Raw genomic sequence first — 14,715 nt, 5'->3', positions numbered from 1 at the left:
CCTCCAGTGTGCCGCATGGCGGGGGGTGGGCGGTTGGTCTCGTGGACGGCCTGGGTGGGCAGGCGCTAATCTGTTGACGTCGAGTGTTTCTCGTATATATGGAGGCTGTTGTGAGCCTGACAACGATCGATCTTGACGACGAGGCGCTGACCGAAGCGATGCGGGTCTCCGGGATAAGGACAAAAAAGGAGGCCGTGAACACGGCGCTGCGTGAATTCGCCGAGCGGCACAAGCGCATCGAAGCTTACGAGTACTACGCACAGCTCGCGCAGAACTGGGACTACGAGTCCTGGGAGCGTCTGCACAAGGCGGAGAAGGACTTCGGTCGGTGATCCAGTACCTCATCGACTCCTCCGCCCTCTGGCGGCTGCAGCGCGACAAGCAGATGCATGCTGCCTGGCAGGAAGCCGTTACCAGCGGAGCTGTGGGCTCCTGCTGGCCGCAGCGTGCCGAGTTCAGGCGATCCGCTCGCGACCGCCGCGAATACGACTTCATGACGGACATGTTCGCGTCCCTCTATCCGGACGTCTCCGTCCCCAAGTCCGCGCCCCAGTGGGTCGAAGCCACGCAGCACCGGCTCGCTCAGTCCGGCGAGCACACGGCCCTCTCCGCCATGGACCTGCTGATCTCCGCCACCGCCGCCCACCACGGCGTGATCGTGCTCCACGACGACAACGACTTCACGACGGTCGCCCGTGCGATACGAGACGTGCGCGAGCGCAGTGTCCGCAACCTCCCCGGCTGAGCCCCGGCCCCGGCCGCATCAGCGCAGGTGCGTCAGCAAGTCGTCACCCGCCGGGTACGGGGTCTCCGCAGGGAGCAGCGCTCGGGCCTCTTCCTCCGCTCCCTCCTGCAGCAGGCCGTGGATCTCGTGGGCCAGTGGGGTGATGTCCGTGATCGACACCGTCCAGTCGTCGGCGTACGCGCGGGACGTTTCGCCCGCGAGTCCCAGCTGCAGCGAGCGGTACGGCAGCGGGTTCAGGTGGAGGTCCCGTTCCGGGTCCCACTGGACGCGGGCCGGGGCGTGCTTCAGTGCGCGCTGCCAGGTGGCCCGGTCGGGGTGGAGGCCGGGGGCGTAGTGCGAGAGGCAGGCGTGGCGCAGGGCGTGATCGAAGCCCTCGCGGGTGATCTCGACCGCCAGGACGGTCTCCTGGTCGGCCTTCGTGGCCCACCCACAGCGGTACATCATCCACAGGAACGACGGCTTGATCCAGGTCATCCGCTCCCGCTTCCAGGCGGCGGGGAAGCGGCCGTCGCGGGCGGCCGGGAGGCCGAGGTGTGGGGCGTAGGCCTGGTAGACGGTGACCGTCGTGGGCGTGTGGAGCGCCCTGATGCGGTGTTTCGGTTCTTCCATGGCGACAGGGTGCGGGCCCGAGTTCCGTACGGGCCAGTCATTTTGGGGTGGGCGGGCCGGGGTAAGCGGAGGGCTATGGCGACGACTGATGCAAGTCCTAGACCTTCGTGGGGCCGGACCGTGCTGCGGGTGCTGGCCGTCGGGGCGGCTATTGCCGGGCTCGTGGCCTTCTCCTGGGTGCTCGCGAAGCTGACCCTCGTACCGTCCCCGGCCTCCGAGGAGTTGGTCACCACCAACCTCCGCCCCGGCGCCTCGCTGCGGAAGTACGCCGAGGACTACACGTTCCTCGCCGCGTGCAAGCAGGTCGGCGGCAACCTGCTGCTCGGTGTGCCCTTCGGGGTGCTGCTGCCGGTGCTGGTGCCCCGTCATCTACGCCTGCTGCGCGTCGTGTTCCTCAGCATGGCGGTCATGGTGCTGGTGGAACTGGCACAGGGGGCGATCGTCCAGGGGCGGGCCTTCGACGTCGACGACGTGATCCTCAACACGACGGGTGCGCTGATCGGGTACGTGCTCCTGGGCCGCCGGTTCGGGCGCGCGGTGCGCAGCAAACGCCGCGCACCGCGTCGCGAGACCCGCGCCTAACCAGTAGGAGTTGTCGTCATGGTGCCGCTCGCCCGGTTGATGTGGGTTGATGTGTCAACCAGTAGAGAGATAGTCACCATCGGTGACCGAACCTCGATGGCTTGATGACGTGGAACGCCGGGCGTGGCAGGGCTACGTCGCCATGAGCCAGCTTCTGGAGGCGGAAGTCAACCGGGGCCTTCGGCGGGCCGGCGAGCTGTCCATGGCCGACTACCGGATCCTCGGCCCGCTGTCGGAGGCCGCGGGCCACCGGCTGCGCGCGAGGTTCTTGAACGGGACCCAGCCGGGGAAGACGATGTCGACGAGCATCAGCACGCGCTGCCTCGGTGCGTAGATGAAGATGTTGTCCGGGCTGTGGCTGGGGCCCTTGTAGGAGAGCTGGAGAACCTGGTCTCCCACCTCCAGGCGGAGGGAGTCGGAGAAGACGCGGGTCGGCTGCGGCCGGTTGGGGTCGCGGACCTCGTGCAGGAGGCGACGCGTCCGCCCGTGGGCGATGCGGACGGCCTTGGACGGGTAGATCGCTGCGGCGCCGATGTGGTCGGCGTGGTGGTGCGAGTACACGACGTGCGTGATCGGCTGGGAGGTCACCTCCGCGATCGCGCGGAGGATGCTGTGCCCGAGCGTTGGCGGTGCGTCCACCACCACGACGCCGGCCCCGGTCGCGAGGAACATCATCTGGTAGCTGCCGTCGGTGAGCCAGTACAACCGCTCTCGGATCTCTTGTACCAGATACCCCTTGTCGGGTATCTGCGGCCCTCGAGCTGCGAGCGGACTGGCATGCCCGCATCAGGAGTGAATCGAGGACCTTCAGGCGGGGTCGTCCGCCAGTTCCGCCACTCCCGTGATGCGGTGCAGCGGATACGTACGTACCTCGTCGGCCGTGTGGTCGTACGCCGTGACGAACCCGCCCTCGACGCGCACCGGCGCGATCACGCGCTGGCTGGCCGCGCCGTCCGCGTTGACGTAGCCGATCCAGACGGCGGAGCCGGTGAGGGCCGCGGCCTGGACGGTGGCGAGCGTCTCGGCCGAGGTGGTGCGCGGGAGTTCACCGTTGCCGGCCGTGGCTGCTGCCGCGAACGGCTCTCTGCGGACCACCGTCGACGCGAGGTCGCCCGCGCGGATCGCCTTCACGGCCGCGCCCAGCAGCGTGGCATCGGGTACCGGCGGCCCCTCCGGTACGGGCGCGGGCGGCGTGCGGGGCGGGGTGCGGCGGGCGTCGGGCCGGGTGATCAGTACATCGCCCTCGGCGGATTCGGCGGCGGGCGCGTAGCCGAGCGCGCGCAGGCCGTCGAGGAGGGTGGCCGGGTCGGTCTGGGCGGCCAGCACGGTGGGCGCGAGGCGGCGCAGTCCGAGGGGCTGGGACCGCCTGTCCGCCATGATCTCGTTCAGCAGCGCGTCGTCGTCGCAGCGGACGTATGCGGAGGCGGACCCGATGCGCAGGTGGCCGTGCCGACGGGCCACGTCGTCGATGAGGTACGCGAGCGGCTGCGGAACGGGGGTACGACTGTGCGCGCTGAGGAAGGCCTGCAGATCGGCGGCTGCCCGGCCGGCGTCGAGGGCGCGGCGTACGGACGCGGGCGTGAACCGGTACACCGTCGCCCCGCCCTTCGACTCGATGTCGGCGAGGACGGAGAGGGTCTCGGCGAGCGGCCGTTGCAGCGGTCCGGGGGCGACGGCGGTGAGGTCGGCCTGGAGCAGTACGTGGTCGAGGGGCTCGGGCAGGTGCGGCGCGAGCAGCGCGGCGGCGGCGGTCTCGACGGCAGAGGCCGAAGGGCGGCGGCGGGCGGTGCCGGTGGCCGTGGCGGAAGCCTGGCCGGGGGACAGCAGGGCGCGGCCGTGGGTGGAGAGCGCGCCGCGGCCCGTGACGCCGAGGAGTTCCGCCTCGGTCAGGGTCCAGCGGGCGATACGGGTGCGCAGTTCACCCGTGCCGCCGCCCCGCACGGGTCGCTCCCACCGCAGCCGGGCGAGGAGGCTGTCGGGGTCCGGCGCGGCACCCTCGGGCAGGCCGGCCAGCAGATCCAGTACGCGGCGGCGCACCTCGGGGGCGGCCGAGCGGTCCAGGTCGGGGCCGAGGGCGGAGAGCGTGCGGCCCTTGGAGTCCTGGCCGCCGACCAGGCCGGCGGTGCGGGTCGCGGTGAGCCAGGCGCCGGCGAGGCGGGCCCAGCGGTCCTGGACCGGGAGGGCGAGCCAGTCGTCGTACGCGGGCGTGGGCGCGTACCGCTCGTCGGCCTCGCCGTCGGAGGCCAGCAGCCCCGCCGCGTACGCCAGTTCGGCCCAGAAAGCGGTGACCGTCTCCGGCGTGTCGAGGGCGGTCGCCGCCCGCCGCAGGTCGCGGACGCTGAGCCCGCCGGCGCGCAGTACGGCGGGGCCGCCGTGGTCCCACTCCTTGAGCAGGTCCTCGACCGCGTCGAGCGTGCCTACGGCCTGGCCGGCCGCATTGGCGTCCACAAGCTGTGGACGGTGTTCCTTCGCGGGGAGGACGGCCGGCGGCAGCGGCTCCGGCGTGCGGTGCGCGCGCCCGGCGCGCAGATGCAGGGCGGCTTCCCGGGGGAGTACGACCGTACGGGTGGAGGCGGGCAGCAACAGCCCGCGGTCGCGCAGCCAGCGCACGGGCGGGGCGGGATTCGCCGTCACCTCGCCGTACGGAGGCCCCCAGACCAGCCGGCCCAGTACGGTGTGCACCTCCGCCGGGGCCTCGTCGAGCAGCGCCGACATCCTGCTGCGGTCGGTGAACAGGGCGGTCAGTGCGGTGACGGCCGAGACGGAGTCGTGGGTGGGCGGCAGTCCGGCGGCGGCCACGATCTCCTGGATGCGGCCCGGCGACATGCCGGCGGTCGCCTCGGCGACTGTCGGGCCGAGCCCCGTCGGGGAGGGGTGTGTGGGGGACGGTGCGAGGAGTTCGCGCGCGGTCCGCACCAGGCGCAGCCGGTCGTCCGGCCCCCAGAGCAGGGCCTGTTCGCGCAGGTCGGCCACGGCGGCGGGCAGCCCGGCCTCGGTGTCAGGGTCGCCCTCGTCGCCGGTGAGCAGGGCGAGGAGGGTGGCGTACGGCGGCGGGTCCGGGGCCACCGCGAGCGCTTCGGCGGTCTGCAGGGTGAAGCGGTCCAGCCGCTCCAGGGCGCGTACGACGGAGGCGCGGGTTCCGGCGCGGGTGGCGAGCTGGGTGAGGTCGTTCGGGACGGGGGAGAGCAGGTCGGGCCGGGCGCGCAGCAGTGCGGCCAGGGACGCGTCGCCGCGGGCGCGCAGGGCTTCGGCGAGGGACCGCGGGGCGCTTGCCGCCGCGCCGCTCGCCGCACTGGGAATTACGTCGGGCACGTGCGCCTCCCGGTTGCGCTCGCTGGTCCCCATCCGACCCACGGTAGCCGCTGTGCGCGGCGCCACTGTGCGCCAGGCGCTAACGTCGGAGGCACGTGGTAGCACGTGGTCCGCAACTGGGCCGCACCGGAGGGGACTTCGTGGGGATCGAGAGCGATCAGCTCGTCTACGACTATCTGAGCCGGGTCGGCGACCTGGCCCAGCAGCGGCAGCTGCCTTCCGGCGACCGGATGCGGCTGGTGTCGACGCTGCGAGGCGAGATCGACAAGCAGCGCGCCACGCAGACGGCTGACACACCGGCCGCGGTGCGCCGCATCCTGGGCCGGCTGGGCAGCCCGGAGGACATCGTGGTGGCGGCGGCCGCGGACGGGGCTGCGCCGACGCCTGTCCCGCCGCCGGAGCCGGTTCCGCGCCCCCGCAGGGCGCAGCCCCCGGAGCCCGAGGTGTCCAGCACCGCGGCGTCGCCGCCGCACCTGGCGGGGGAGGACGAGCTGGGCCCGCAGGGCAGCGAACCGGACTGGTGGCGCATCGAGCCGGGCCCGTACGGGCTGGGCGACGCGGTACCGGGCTTCGTAGGAGGCGTGGAAATCCCAGAAATACTCCGCCCACCGACGGCGCCGGAGGCGCCGGAGGACGGGGCGGAGGCGCCGGAGCCGCCCCCCGGAACCAGGCGCCGCCGTAGCCGAGGCCGGGGCGCGGGCGCAGGGGCCGGAGCCGGTGCCGCGCGCCGGGCCGGGGCCGACATCGGCACCAGCAACGGCGATGGCGCCGCCGGAGCCGCGCGCCGGAGTGCGGACGCGGATGCGGACGTGGATGCGGACGTGGCCGGGGGCGGAACGGCGGGCACCAGAAGGCGGTGGTGGCGGCGACGGCTTCGCCGTCGTACCGCGCCGGCGCCGCCTGCCGCCCCCACCGCACCGTCCGCAGCCCAACGCGCTCCGCTCGCCAACCCGCTGCTCCTACTCGCCGCCGCGCTGCTGGTCGGCGGCGCAGTCCTCGGCTCCTGGCTCGCGCTGGGCGCCGGCTGGCTCCTCGTATACGCCTCGCGCACGATGTCGCGCGCCGAGGCGAAGTGGGTGACGCTCGGGCTGCCGGGGCTGGTGGCGGTCGGCGGGATCGTCTGGCTGTGGGGGCGGTCCGAGGGCCGCTGGGGCGAGCCGCTCGCACAGGGAGCGCTGGGCGAGGCGTTCTCGGGCGTCTGGCCGGTAGTGGTCCGCACAGCGGCCGTCGCCTCCGCGCTCTACCTGGTGTGGCGAGCGCGGAGGCGGTAGTCGGCGCGGCCCGGGCGGCGGCCCGCCCCCGGGCCGGGGCGCCGCCGCCCCCCGCCGGGGGTCCGGGCTGCCGTGGCCGGTTACCCCGGCAGGGAAGCAGGGTCGGACTCATCCGGGGCCTCGTCCCCGGCCTGATCCCCGTCCCCGACCCCCGCACGCTCCCCTACCCCTACCCCTACCCCCGCCCGTGTCGCCTTCGGCGACCACGGCTTGGCTGGGATTACCAGGGGCGAGCCCGTTACCGGGTCCGGGATTACCACCGCCTGCATGCCGAATACCTCGCGTACGAGATCCGCCGTGACGATGTCCCGGGGGCAGCCCTCCGCGACGATCCGGCCCGCCTTCATCGCGACCAGGTGGTGGGCGTACCGCGCCGCCTGGTTGAGGTCGTGGAGCACCGCGACGACCGTCCGGCCCCGCTCGTGGTTCAGCTGGCGTACCAGGTCCAGCACCTCCACCTGGTGCGAGATGTCGAGGAACGTCGTCGGTTCGTCCAGCAGCAGCAGATCCGTCTCCTGCGCGAGCGCCATCGCGATCCACACGCGCTGCCGCTGCCCGCCGGACAGCTCGTCCACGGACCGCTCGGCCAGCGCGCCGACGTCCGTGCGCTCCATCGCGTCCGTGACCGCCCGCTCGTCCGCCTCCGACCACTGCTGCCACCAGTGCTGGTGCGGCTGGCGCCCCCGCGCGACCAGGTCGGCGACCGTGATCGCCTCGGGCGCGACAGGGGACTGGGGCAGTAGTCCGATCGACTGCGCGATCTTCCGCGTGGGGATACGGGCCAGCTCCGTGCCGTCCAGCAGCACCGCCCCGCCCCGCGGCTTCAGCAGCCGCCCGAGCGCCCGCAGCGTCGTCGACTTGCCGCACGCGTTGGGTCCGACGATGACCGTCACCTGGCCATCGGGTATGGCCAGGTCGAGGTCGTGCACGACCGTGCGGTCCTCGTACGCGAGGGTCAGTTCACCAGCCGTCAGCCGGGTCATGCCTTGCCGGGTCATGCCGTCCGCGGTCACGCCTTGCCGGGTCACGCCTTGCCTCCTGCGGTACGGCTGCGCACGATCAGCCAGATCAGATACGGGGCGCCCACCGCCGCCGTCAGCACACCCACCGGCAGCTCGGTGGGCGCGAAGAGCTTGCGCGCCAGCAGGTCGGCCAGCACCACGATCACCGCGCCCAGCAGCGCGGAGCAGAGCAGCGGGATCTGCGCGGTACGGGTCACCCGGCGCGCGATCTGCGGCGCGAGCAGCGCCACGAAGTCCACCGGGCCCGCCGCCCCCGTGGCCACCGACGCCAGCACCACACCCAGGACCACCAGCCCGAGCCGCACCCGCCCCAGCCGGACACCGAGCGCGGTCGCCGTGTCGTCGTCCATGGACACCGTGCGCTGGGCCCGCGCCGCCCACAGCACACCCGGGACGAGGACCAGCAGCACCCAGCCCAGCGGTGCCGCGGCGTCCCAGCCCCGCCCGTTCAGCGAACCGGTCATCCAGATCTGGGCCTGCTGGGCGACGAGGTAGTCGCCCTTGGTCAGGAACAGCTGGGTGATCGACCGCAACGCGATGGCGAAGCCGATGCCGATGAGTACGAACCGGGTGGCGTGCAGACCGCCGCGCCACGCGAAGACGTACACGAGCGCCGCGGCCGCCAGACCGCCCGCGACGGACAGGTACGGCAGCACGGTGTACGAGGTGACGCCCAGCGTCATCGCGCCGACCGTCAGCGCGCTCGCGCCCTGACTGATGCCGATGATGTCGGGGCTGGCCAGGGGGTTGCGGGCGACGGTCTGGATGAGCGAGCCCGCCACGCCGAACGCGGCGCCGACGAGCAGCCCGACGACCATGCGGGGCAGCCGCAGCGTGCCGACGACCAGCTCGTCCGGGGACGGCTGCCCGAAGATCACCCTGACTACCTCGCCCGGCGCGACGAACGATTCGCCGACGGAGAGGTACGCGACACAGACGGCGGCCAGCAGTAGGGCGAGCGCCCCGGCGGCCAGCGCCGCCCGCCGGTGGACGAGGAAGGTCGCCCGCCCGGCGCGTACGAGGCTGTAGCCGGCGGGCCGCACGCCCGGCCGCCGAACGTCAGCCGCGGCCGCAGCCGCACCCGCCGCAGCCGCACCCGCTCCCGCTCCCGTACCGGTCGTGGCCGTCACGCCGGCACCGCCTTCCGGCGGACCAGCGTCACCAGGAACGGCACCCCGATCAGCGCCGTCATCACCCCGGCCGGCACCTCGCTCGGCGGAAAGACGACCCGCCCGATCACATCCGAGACCAGCAGCATCACGGGCCCGACGATCGCCGCCATCGGCAGCACCCACCGGTGATCGCTTCCCACGATCGCGCGGGCGATGTGCGGCACGGCGAGCCCGATGAAAGCGATCGGACCGGCGGCGGCGACACCCACGCCGGTCAGCACGGTGGCGCCCACGCCGCCGACGATTCGTACGGTCGCGACATTCTGACCCAGCCCCTTCGCCACATCCTCGCCCAGCGCGAGCGCGTCCAGGCCGCGGGCGACCGACACCACCAGCACCACGCCGACCAGCAGGAACGGCCAGATCTGTCCGACGACCTCGGCCTCCCGCCCGGCAACCGATCCGACCTGCCAGAACCGGAACTCGTCCAGCGCCGCCGCCCGCGTCGTCAGTACCGCCATCGTCACGGACACCAGCAGCGCGTTGATCGCCGCGCCGCCGAGCGCGAGTTTGACCGGCGTCGCACCGCCGCGCCCGCTCGACGCGATCGCGTACACGGCCACCGACGCCAGTGCGGCCCCGGCGAAGGCGAACCACACGTACCCCGTCAGTGTGTGGATCCCGGCGTACGCGATGGCCAGCACCACCCCCACCGACGCGCCCTGGCTGATGCCGAGAATGCCGGGGTCTGCGATGGGGTTGCGGGTGATCCCCTGGAGCACGGTCCCGGCGAGCGCGAGGGCGACACCGACAATCAGACCGATCAGCGTGCGCGGCACCCGCAGGTTCCGTACGACTTCCGCCGCGTCGCTGCGGCCGCCGTGCAGCAGCGCGTCGAACACCGCGGACGGCGCGATCGGCCTCGCCCCCACGGCCAGACTCAGCAGTACGGCCAACAGCAGGGCCACGACGGCGGCAACGGTCCAGCCGATGCGAGAGGTCACTTGATCACGTCTGGTGCGGGCGGCAGTCGAGGCAGCGGCTGACATCAGATCCAATTCAAAGTCTGGTAAGGCTTGGCTAAGTCTATGTTCCGCGTACCGCTTCCCGACTCGGCACAATGGCCGACATGACATCCGGCATGACATCCCTGACCGTCGGCTTCGACCTCGACATGACGCTGATCGATTCCCGCCCCGGCATCAAGGCCGCCTACCAGGCACTTTCCGCCGAGACCGGTACGTTCATCGACGCCGAGCTGGCCATCACCCGGCTCGGTCCGCCGCTCGAACAGGAGCTGGCACATTGGTTCGAGGACGAGCTGATCCAGGAAATGGGCGACCGCTACCGCGAGATGTATCCCACACACGCCATCGCCCCGACGCCCGCGATGCCCGGCGCCCGCGAAGCCGTGGCCGCCGTCCAGGCGCTCGGCGGCCGGGCGATCGTCGTCACCGCCAAGCACGAGCCGAACGCCAAGCTCCACCTCGCACATCTCGGCATCGAGCCGGACGCGGTGATCGGCCGGCTGTGGGCGGAGGCCAAGGCGGAGGCGCTGCGCGAACACGGCGCCACGGTGTACGTCGGCGACCACACGGGCGACGTGCGCGGCGCCCGTACGGCCGGAGCGCTCTCGGTCGCGGTCCCGACGGGCCCGTGCGACGAGGCGGAGCTGCGCGCCGAGGGCGCGGATGTCCTGCTGGCCGACCTGACGGAGTTTCCGGAGTGGCTGGCCTCGTACGCCGGGAGCTACACCACCGCGCGCGCCTGACGGCGCTGCACGGCGATGGAACGGAGCACCCCGGCTCCGGCGATCAGGAAGCCGAGCCCCATCAGCATGCACACCGCGTACGCGACGGAGGGGAACGGCTCCGTCCCCAGGAACAGCGGGGCGACGGTGACCAGAGTGGCCACCGCGCCGATGAAGAAGACGATCACGCCGGCCTGTACGAGCCGGTCGCCGGCGCCGGCCTTGTCCGTTCGGGTTTCGCTAGTCACCCGACCAGGGTAGTTCCCTGCGCGTAGGAACCACCCAGCAACGTCTTGTCACCAGCCCCTGGACCATTAGCCTTGGTGGTGGCGGGTCACGCGACCCGCTGTAGTGCTATTCAGAGCCCCAACGAGCACAAGGACGAGGACAGACGTGCCTACCGGCAAGGTCAAGTGGTTCAACAGTGAGAAGGGCTTCGGCTTTCTCTCCCGCGACGACGGCGGCGACGTCTTCGTGCACTCGTCGGTGCTCCCTGCCGGGGTCGACTCGCTCAAGCCCGGCCAGCGCGTCGAATTCGGCGTCGTAGCAGGCCAGCGCGGCGACCAGGCCCTCTCGGTCACGGTCCTCGACCCGGCCCCCTCGGTCGCGGCCGCGCAGCGCCGCAAGCCGGACGAACTGGCCTCAATCGTCCAGGACCTGACGACACTGCTGGAGAACATCACCCCGAGCCTGGAGCGCGGCCGCTACCCGGACAAGATCCACGGCGCGAAGATCGCCGGCCTGCTGCGAGCGGTGGCGGACCAGCTGGACGTCTGACGTAGTCATCCCGGTGGGCCGGGGCGGGAGAAAGATCCCGCCCCGGCCCACCGGTCTGCCTCAGCCGATGGCCGTGTGCCCGGCCCAGTTGGGGCCCACCGTGCCGGAAACGACGTGGAACATCGTGGTGCTGGTGAGTCCCGCGGCTCTGCCGGGGTAGACCCGGACATCACCGCTGGAGAGCAGCGCCCAGATGTCGGGGACTCCGTCCCCGCTGACGTCGGGGGTGCCGGTGACGATCGGCAGCGAGGTGCGCGACCATCCGGAGACGCCGTAGGTGTCGAGCTGGGCGGCAGCGGCGGCCTTGGTGGCGATGGATGCCGGGTCGGTGCCGCCGCTTGCCGCCTTCTTGCCCTGGCGGAGATGGAGCTGTCCGGCCGCATTGTCCCGGTAGACCAGGTCGAGTGCTTCGTCGCCGGCGATGTTGCCGAGCTGGACGATGTCGCGCTGGGTCCAGTCCTCTCCGGTCAGCTGACTGGACGTCTCGAAGCTCGCACCGGTGTAGCCGGTGAACGCCCAGAGGCCGTTGCTGGTGGTGGCGAGCAGGTCGGGGCGTCCGTCGGCGGTCATGTCACCGACGGACAAGATCTGCCGGAAGGCGGACGGTGCGGGAGAGCCGCTGGGCAGCAGGATGTGAATACGGGCATGCACGTCGAAGCTGCCGTATCCGTCGCCGGGGTACAGGTAGAGCTTGCCGTCGGGCATGCGCGCGACGAGGTCCTGGATGCCGTCGCCGGGGAGCCAGTCGCCGTTGTGGGTGATCAGAGCGCCGGTCCAGTAGCCGTCCGGGACTGGGGCGGCTTTCCCGGTTTCGGTGGTGTAGGCGGCGGGCGTGCCGCCGAGGTGGAGGGGGTCGGTGCCGAGGGCCTTGGCGAACAGCATGAGCTTGCCGTCGGGGTCGATGGTGTAGACATCGGGCACCTTGTCGCCGGTGACATCACCGGGAGAGTCGAGGTCGGTTCCCGGAGTCACGTTGAACAAGTAGTTGGTAGGCACGGATACGTTGCCGGAGGAGTCGACGGCGCGCACGTAGAGAACGCTTGGGCCGGCGTGCGGCGGCTTCACGGCGCCGGTGGTTGCTGTGCCGCCCTTACTCGCATCGGGATAGGCCTTGAGGTTGTAGGCGGTGTTGAAGCTGTACTGGTACTCCTTCACGTCCGCCGAGCCGGCGGGCGAGAAGGTGAACCGGCCGGCGGTGCCGAAACGCACGCTGGACCAGGTGCCCCCGTCCTCACCCGGTTCCGGGAAGTCGGTGGAAGAGACGCCGGGGCTGTTGGGTGCGCTGTGGTCGACAGTGAACTGGCAGTACGCGGCAGTTCCGGACGGGCCCCAGGCGGAGATGGCACCTTCGGTGTCCTTGGCGTACACCGACCAGGAATAGACAGTGCCGTGAGTGAAGCCGGCAGCCGGCATCCGGTAGGCCGTCATGGCGCCTGAGCTGTTGGTGGCGTGGTCGGCATCGTGCAGCGGATCGGCGGAGTTGCCGGTGCGCCAGACCTTCAGATGCAGGTACTTGAGGTTGCCGTCCACATCGGAGGCGGAAGCGCTGAAGGTGACGTCGCTTTTCCCGATGGACAGGTAGGGGGCCGCGGTGTCGCACGTGCCGCCGGGCGACGTCTTCATCACCGAGCTGGTCGGCTCGTCGGGCGGCCGGTTGTAGGTGATCTCGATGTAGGGCGAGTACTCCCCATTGGCCATGAACTTCTTCCAGGCGGCGGTGTCACTCTCGCTCGCCGCCCGCAGGCCCAGCGTGAGAGTGGCCAGCTTCTTGGTGGATGCCTCCTGAGCACCGGACTTGATGTCCGTCGCGACCCATTTATCAGGGCAGGAGCCCGACTTGTAGCCGTGTCCGTTGGTCTGACTGCCGAGGACCCGGCTCCAGGCAGGCTGCTTGCTCCAGGTACTGGAGCTGGAGATGGCTCCGGTGAGCCACACGTTGTACTGGCGGGAGGCGCATCCCCACGAATACGTCTGCAAGGTCCTGAAGTAGGCGCTCTTGACGGAGGCACCGTGCGCGTCGGACGGGTACTCGAAAGTAAAGACGGAGCGGGACAGGCCGCCGGAGTCGTTCTCGTACCCGACGCGGGCCTCGTTGGTGCCGTCGTTGAAGTTCTGGCCGTTGTAGAAACTGGAACTTGCGTACTTCTGGTAGAGCAGCGTCCAGTTCTTCTTCCGACCCTTGAGGGACGGGTCGATGAAGACCGGGTAGACAGTATCAGGGTCGGTGAGCAGCTTGTTGCTCATGCCCAGGGTGAGGGTGTCCTCGGCCAGGGCGGCCGAGAGGACGGCGTCGTGGCTGCCGGGCTGCGGACCCGCCAGGCCCGCCAGGGCCAGTGCGGCCGGGCTGCCGGCGACCGGGGAGGCGGTCGGCTCCGCCGGCGCTTCGCCGACGGTGGCCTTCACCGCGCCCGCGGAGTCCCAGGCGTACGGAGTGGGCGCGGAGGCGAACTCCTCACCCTTGCTGTCGACGGCACTGAGCGCGTGCGAGTTCTTGTCCAGCCGGAACGTCAGACCGGGCGAGTCCAACAGGTACTTGAGCTTGCCGAGCAGCGGATCGGCGGCGGCCTGCAGGCTGTGGACGATCAGAAGGTGGGAGAAGCCGCTGTCGCGGGCGGTGAGCAGTAGATCGATGCCGGGCCGGACGTTCTCGTACAGCGCCCTCGGGCCGTCGACCACGGGGGCGGGCAGCGGCCCGGGCCAGCTGAGGACAACCTCGTGGCCGCCAGTGTTCAGCCGGACCAGTTCGCTCCACGAGTCACTGGAGCCTTGTGCGGTGAGCGCGGTACGCGCCACGCCGCGAGAGGAACGCTCCTGGCCGGTACCGGCGCTGAACAGGAGAGGGTCGTTGACCGCCTTGGGCGCGTAGCCGCCCTTCACCCGTTGGAGATCAGTGTCGATCTCCTTCCACTCGCCGCCGACCTTTGCGCGGACCGTGTCGCTGTAGGTGCGGGTCCGCAGCAGACCGTCGGGTTTTACCCAGGTCGTGGAGTTGGCGGTCCGCTCGGCGGTCGCCTCGACGTCCTTGCCGGTCCGCCTCGCTTGCCTGGCCGCTTCGGCGGTGTCGACAGACGTGGTCTGCTTCCGCTGGGTGGCGGGTGCCCGGTCCGGCGCCTCGGCCGTGAGCTGCTGCACGCCGAACGGAATGGCGACGGCGGCGGCTAGCAGCACGGCCAGCGCGGCGATGCGCCGCTGTTTCCGCCGACGCTTCAACTTCCCTTTTCCTACGGGCGTTTCGCTCGTCTCCGTGTCCTCATCCGATGCTGTGGTTTCCGCAGCCTTCGAGGCGTCCATGGCTTTCCTCTCCCCCCTCGGGCGCCTGGAAGCTGAGCTGCCCTCGGAAATACCGGTGACCGGTGTCCGTGGCGCGGCATCCCGGAGTTCTCCCTACTCCGTGCCGCGCAGATTTGTGCGAGCAGAGCATGGCTCATCTCCACGGTTTCGTCACGTGGTGAGCAGAGGAGGGGGAGGGGGAACCAACTGGGGCGTGGGCGCGCCTTAGAAGGGTGATGCGTGCCAGTCACTGGCAGAGGTTCGG

The 14,715-nt window shown here is 71.3% G+C and carries 14 protein-coding genes; 6 read left to right on the top strand and 8 right to left on the bottom strand.

Going from position 1 to position 14,715, the window contains the following annotated elements:
• Positions 1-110 precede the first annotated feature (110 nt).
• Together NLX86_RS29225 and NLX86_RS29220 are read left to right on the top strand one after the other, a co-directional pair.
• Positions 111-332 carry a type II toxin-antitoxin system VapB family antitoxin gene (locus NLX86_RS29225; RefSeq protein WP_254374806.1) on the top strand — a complete coding sequence of 74 codons (222 nt, stop codon included), beginning with the start codon at positions 111-113 and terminating at the stop codon, positions 330-332.
• On the top strand, positions 329-745 hold the full coding sequence (locus NLX86_RS29220; RefSeq protein WP_254374805.1) for a PIN domain-containing protein: 417 nt from the start codon (positions 329-331) through the stop codon (positions 743-745). Before NLX86_RS29225 ends, NLX86_RS29220 begins: the two co-directional genes overlap by 4 nt.
• An 18-nt stretch (positions 746-763) precedes the next feature.
• Here NLX86_RS29220 and NLX86_RS29215 read toward each other — a convergent pair whose 3' ends face one another.
• Positions 764-1,354, bottom strand: a complete 591-nt coding sequence (locus NLX86_RS29215) for a DUF4291 domain-containing protein (RefSeq protein WP_254374804.1) — start codon at positions 1,352-1,354, stop codon at positions 764-766.
• A 75-nt stretch (positions 1,355-1,429) separates the two neighbouring features.
• Between NLX86_RS29215 and NLX86_RS29210 the strand changes: the two genes are divergently transcribed.
• Positions 1,430-1,936: a VanZ family protein gene (locus tag NLX86_RS29210; protein ID WP_374213988.1), complete on the top strand. Its 507-nt coding sequence runs from the start codon at positions 1,430-1,432 to the stop codon at positions 1,934-1,936.
• Positions 1,937-2,146: 210 nt separating this feature from the next.
• Here the strand turns inward: NLX86_RS29210 and NLX86_RS29205 are convergent, their stop codons facing one another.
• Together NLX86_RS29205 and NLX86_RS29200 are read right to left on the bottom strand one after the other, a co-directional pair.
• A complete protein-coding gene (locus NLX86_RS29205) occupies positions 2,147-2,641 on the bottom strand; it encodes an MBL fold metallo-hydrolase (RefSeq protein WP_254374803.1) in 495 nt (164 codons plus the stop codon).
• Positions 2,642-2,743: 102 nt separating this feature from the next.
• Positions 2,744-5,281: a helicase C-terminal domain-containing protein gene (locus tag NLX86_RS29200; protein ID WP_254374802.1), complete on the bottom strand. Its 2,538-nt coding sequence runs from the start codon at positions 5,279-5,281 to the stop codon at positions 2,744-2,746.
• A gap of 107 nt (positions 5,282-5,388) precedes the next feature.
• Here NLX86_RS29200 and NLX86_RS29195 point away from each other — a divergent pair, with 107 nt between their 5' ends.
• Positions 5,389-6,519 carry a hypothetical protein gene (locus NLX86_RS29195; protein ID WP_254374801.1) on the top strand — a complete coding sequence of 377 codons (1,131 nt, stop codon included), beginning with the start codon at positions 5,389-5,391 and terminating at the stop codon, positions 6,517-6,519.
• A gap of 80 nt (positions 6,520-6,599) precedes the next feature.
• On the opposite strand, the gene NLX86_RS29190 is transcribed toward NLX86_RS29195, so the two are convergent.
• The 3 genes from NLX86_RS29190 to NLX86_RS29180 all read right to left on the bottom strand — a co-directional run bounded on the left by NLX86_RS29190 (position 6,600) and on the right by NLX86_RS29180 (position 9,702).
• Positions 6,600-7,502, bottom strand: coding sequence for an ABC transporter ATP-binding protein (locus tag NLX86_RS29190; protein ID WP_254374851.1), 903 nt, complete (start codon positions 7,500-7,502; stop codon positions 6,600-6,602).
• Positions 7,503-7,543: 41 nt separating this feature from the next.
• Positions 7,544-8,584 carry an iron ABC transporter permease gene (locus NLX86_RS29185; protein WP_254374850.1) on the bottom strand — a complete coding sequence of 347 codons (1,041 nt, stop codon included), beginning with the start codon at positions 8,582-8,584 and terminating at the stop codon, positions 7,544-7,546.
• 83 nt (positions 8,585-8,667) lie between these two features.
• Positions 8,668-9,702, bottom strand: a complete 1,035-nt coding sequence (locus tag NLX86_RS29180; protein ID WP_254374800.1) for an iron ABC transporter permease — start codon at positions 9,700-9,702, stop codon at positions 8,668-8,670.
• A 71-nt stretch (positions 9,703-9,773) separates the two neighbouring features.
• Between NLX86_RS29180 and NLX86_RS29175 the strand changes: the two genes are divergently transcribed.
• Complete coding sequence (locus NLX86_RS29175; protein WP_254374799.1) at positions 9,774-10,424, top strand: HAD family hydrolase; 651 nt, start codon at positions 9,774-9,776, stop codon at positions 10,422-10,424.
• On the opposite strand, the gene NLX86_RS29170 is transcribed toward NLX86_RS29175, so the two are convergent.
• Complete coding sequence (locus NLX86_RS29170) at positions 10,403-10,651, bottom strand: hypothetical protein (RefSeq protein WP_254374798.1); 249 nt, start codon at positions 10,649-10,651, stop codon at positions 10,403-10,405. The genes NLX86_RS29175 and NLX86_RS29170 overlap by 22 nt on opposite strands.
• Before the next feature lie 145 nt (positions 10,652-10,796).
• On the opposite strand from NLX86_RS29170, the gene NLX86_RS34600 reads away from it, so the two are divergent.
• Complete coding sequence (locus NLX86_RS34600; RefSeq protein WP_308409658.1) at positions 10,797-11,180, top strand: cold-shock protein; 384 nt, start codon at positions 10,797-10,799, stop codon at positions 11,178-11,180.
• Between the two features lie 60 nt (positions 11,181-11,240).
• On the opposite strand, the gene NLX86_RS29160 is transcribed toward NLX86_RS34600, so the two are convergent.
• Positions 11,241-14,390, bottom strand: a complete 3,150-nt coding sequence (locus NLX86_RS29160) for a DNRLRE domain-containing protein (RefSeq protein ID WP_254374797.1) — start codon at positions 14,388-14,390, stop codon at positions 11,241-11,243.
• Positions 14,391-14,715: the final 325 nt, after the last annotated feature.

Origin of the sequence: Streptomyces sp. A3M-1-3, assembly GCF_024213665.1 — a bacterium.
Lineage (GTDB): Bacteria > Actinomycetota > Actinomycetes > Streptomycetales > Streptomycetaceae > Streptomyces.
The sequence above is the reverse complement of the archived record's forward strand: the minus strand, read 5'-3'. Positions and strand labels throughout refer to the sequence as shown.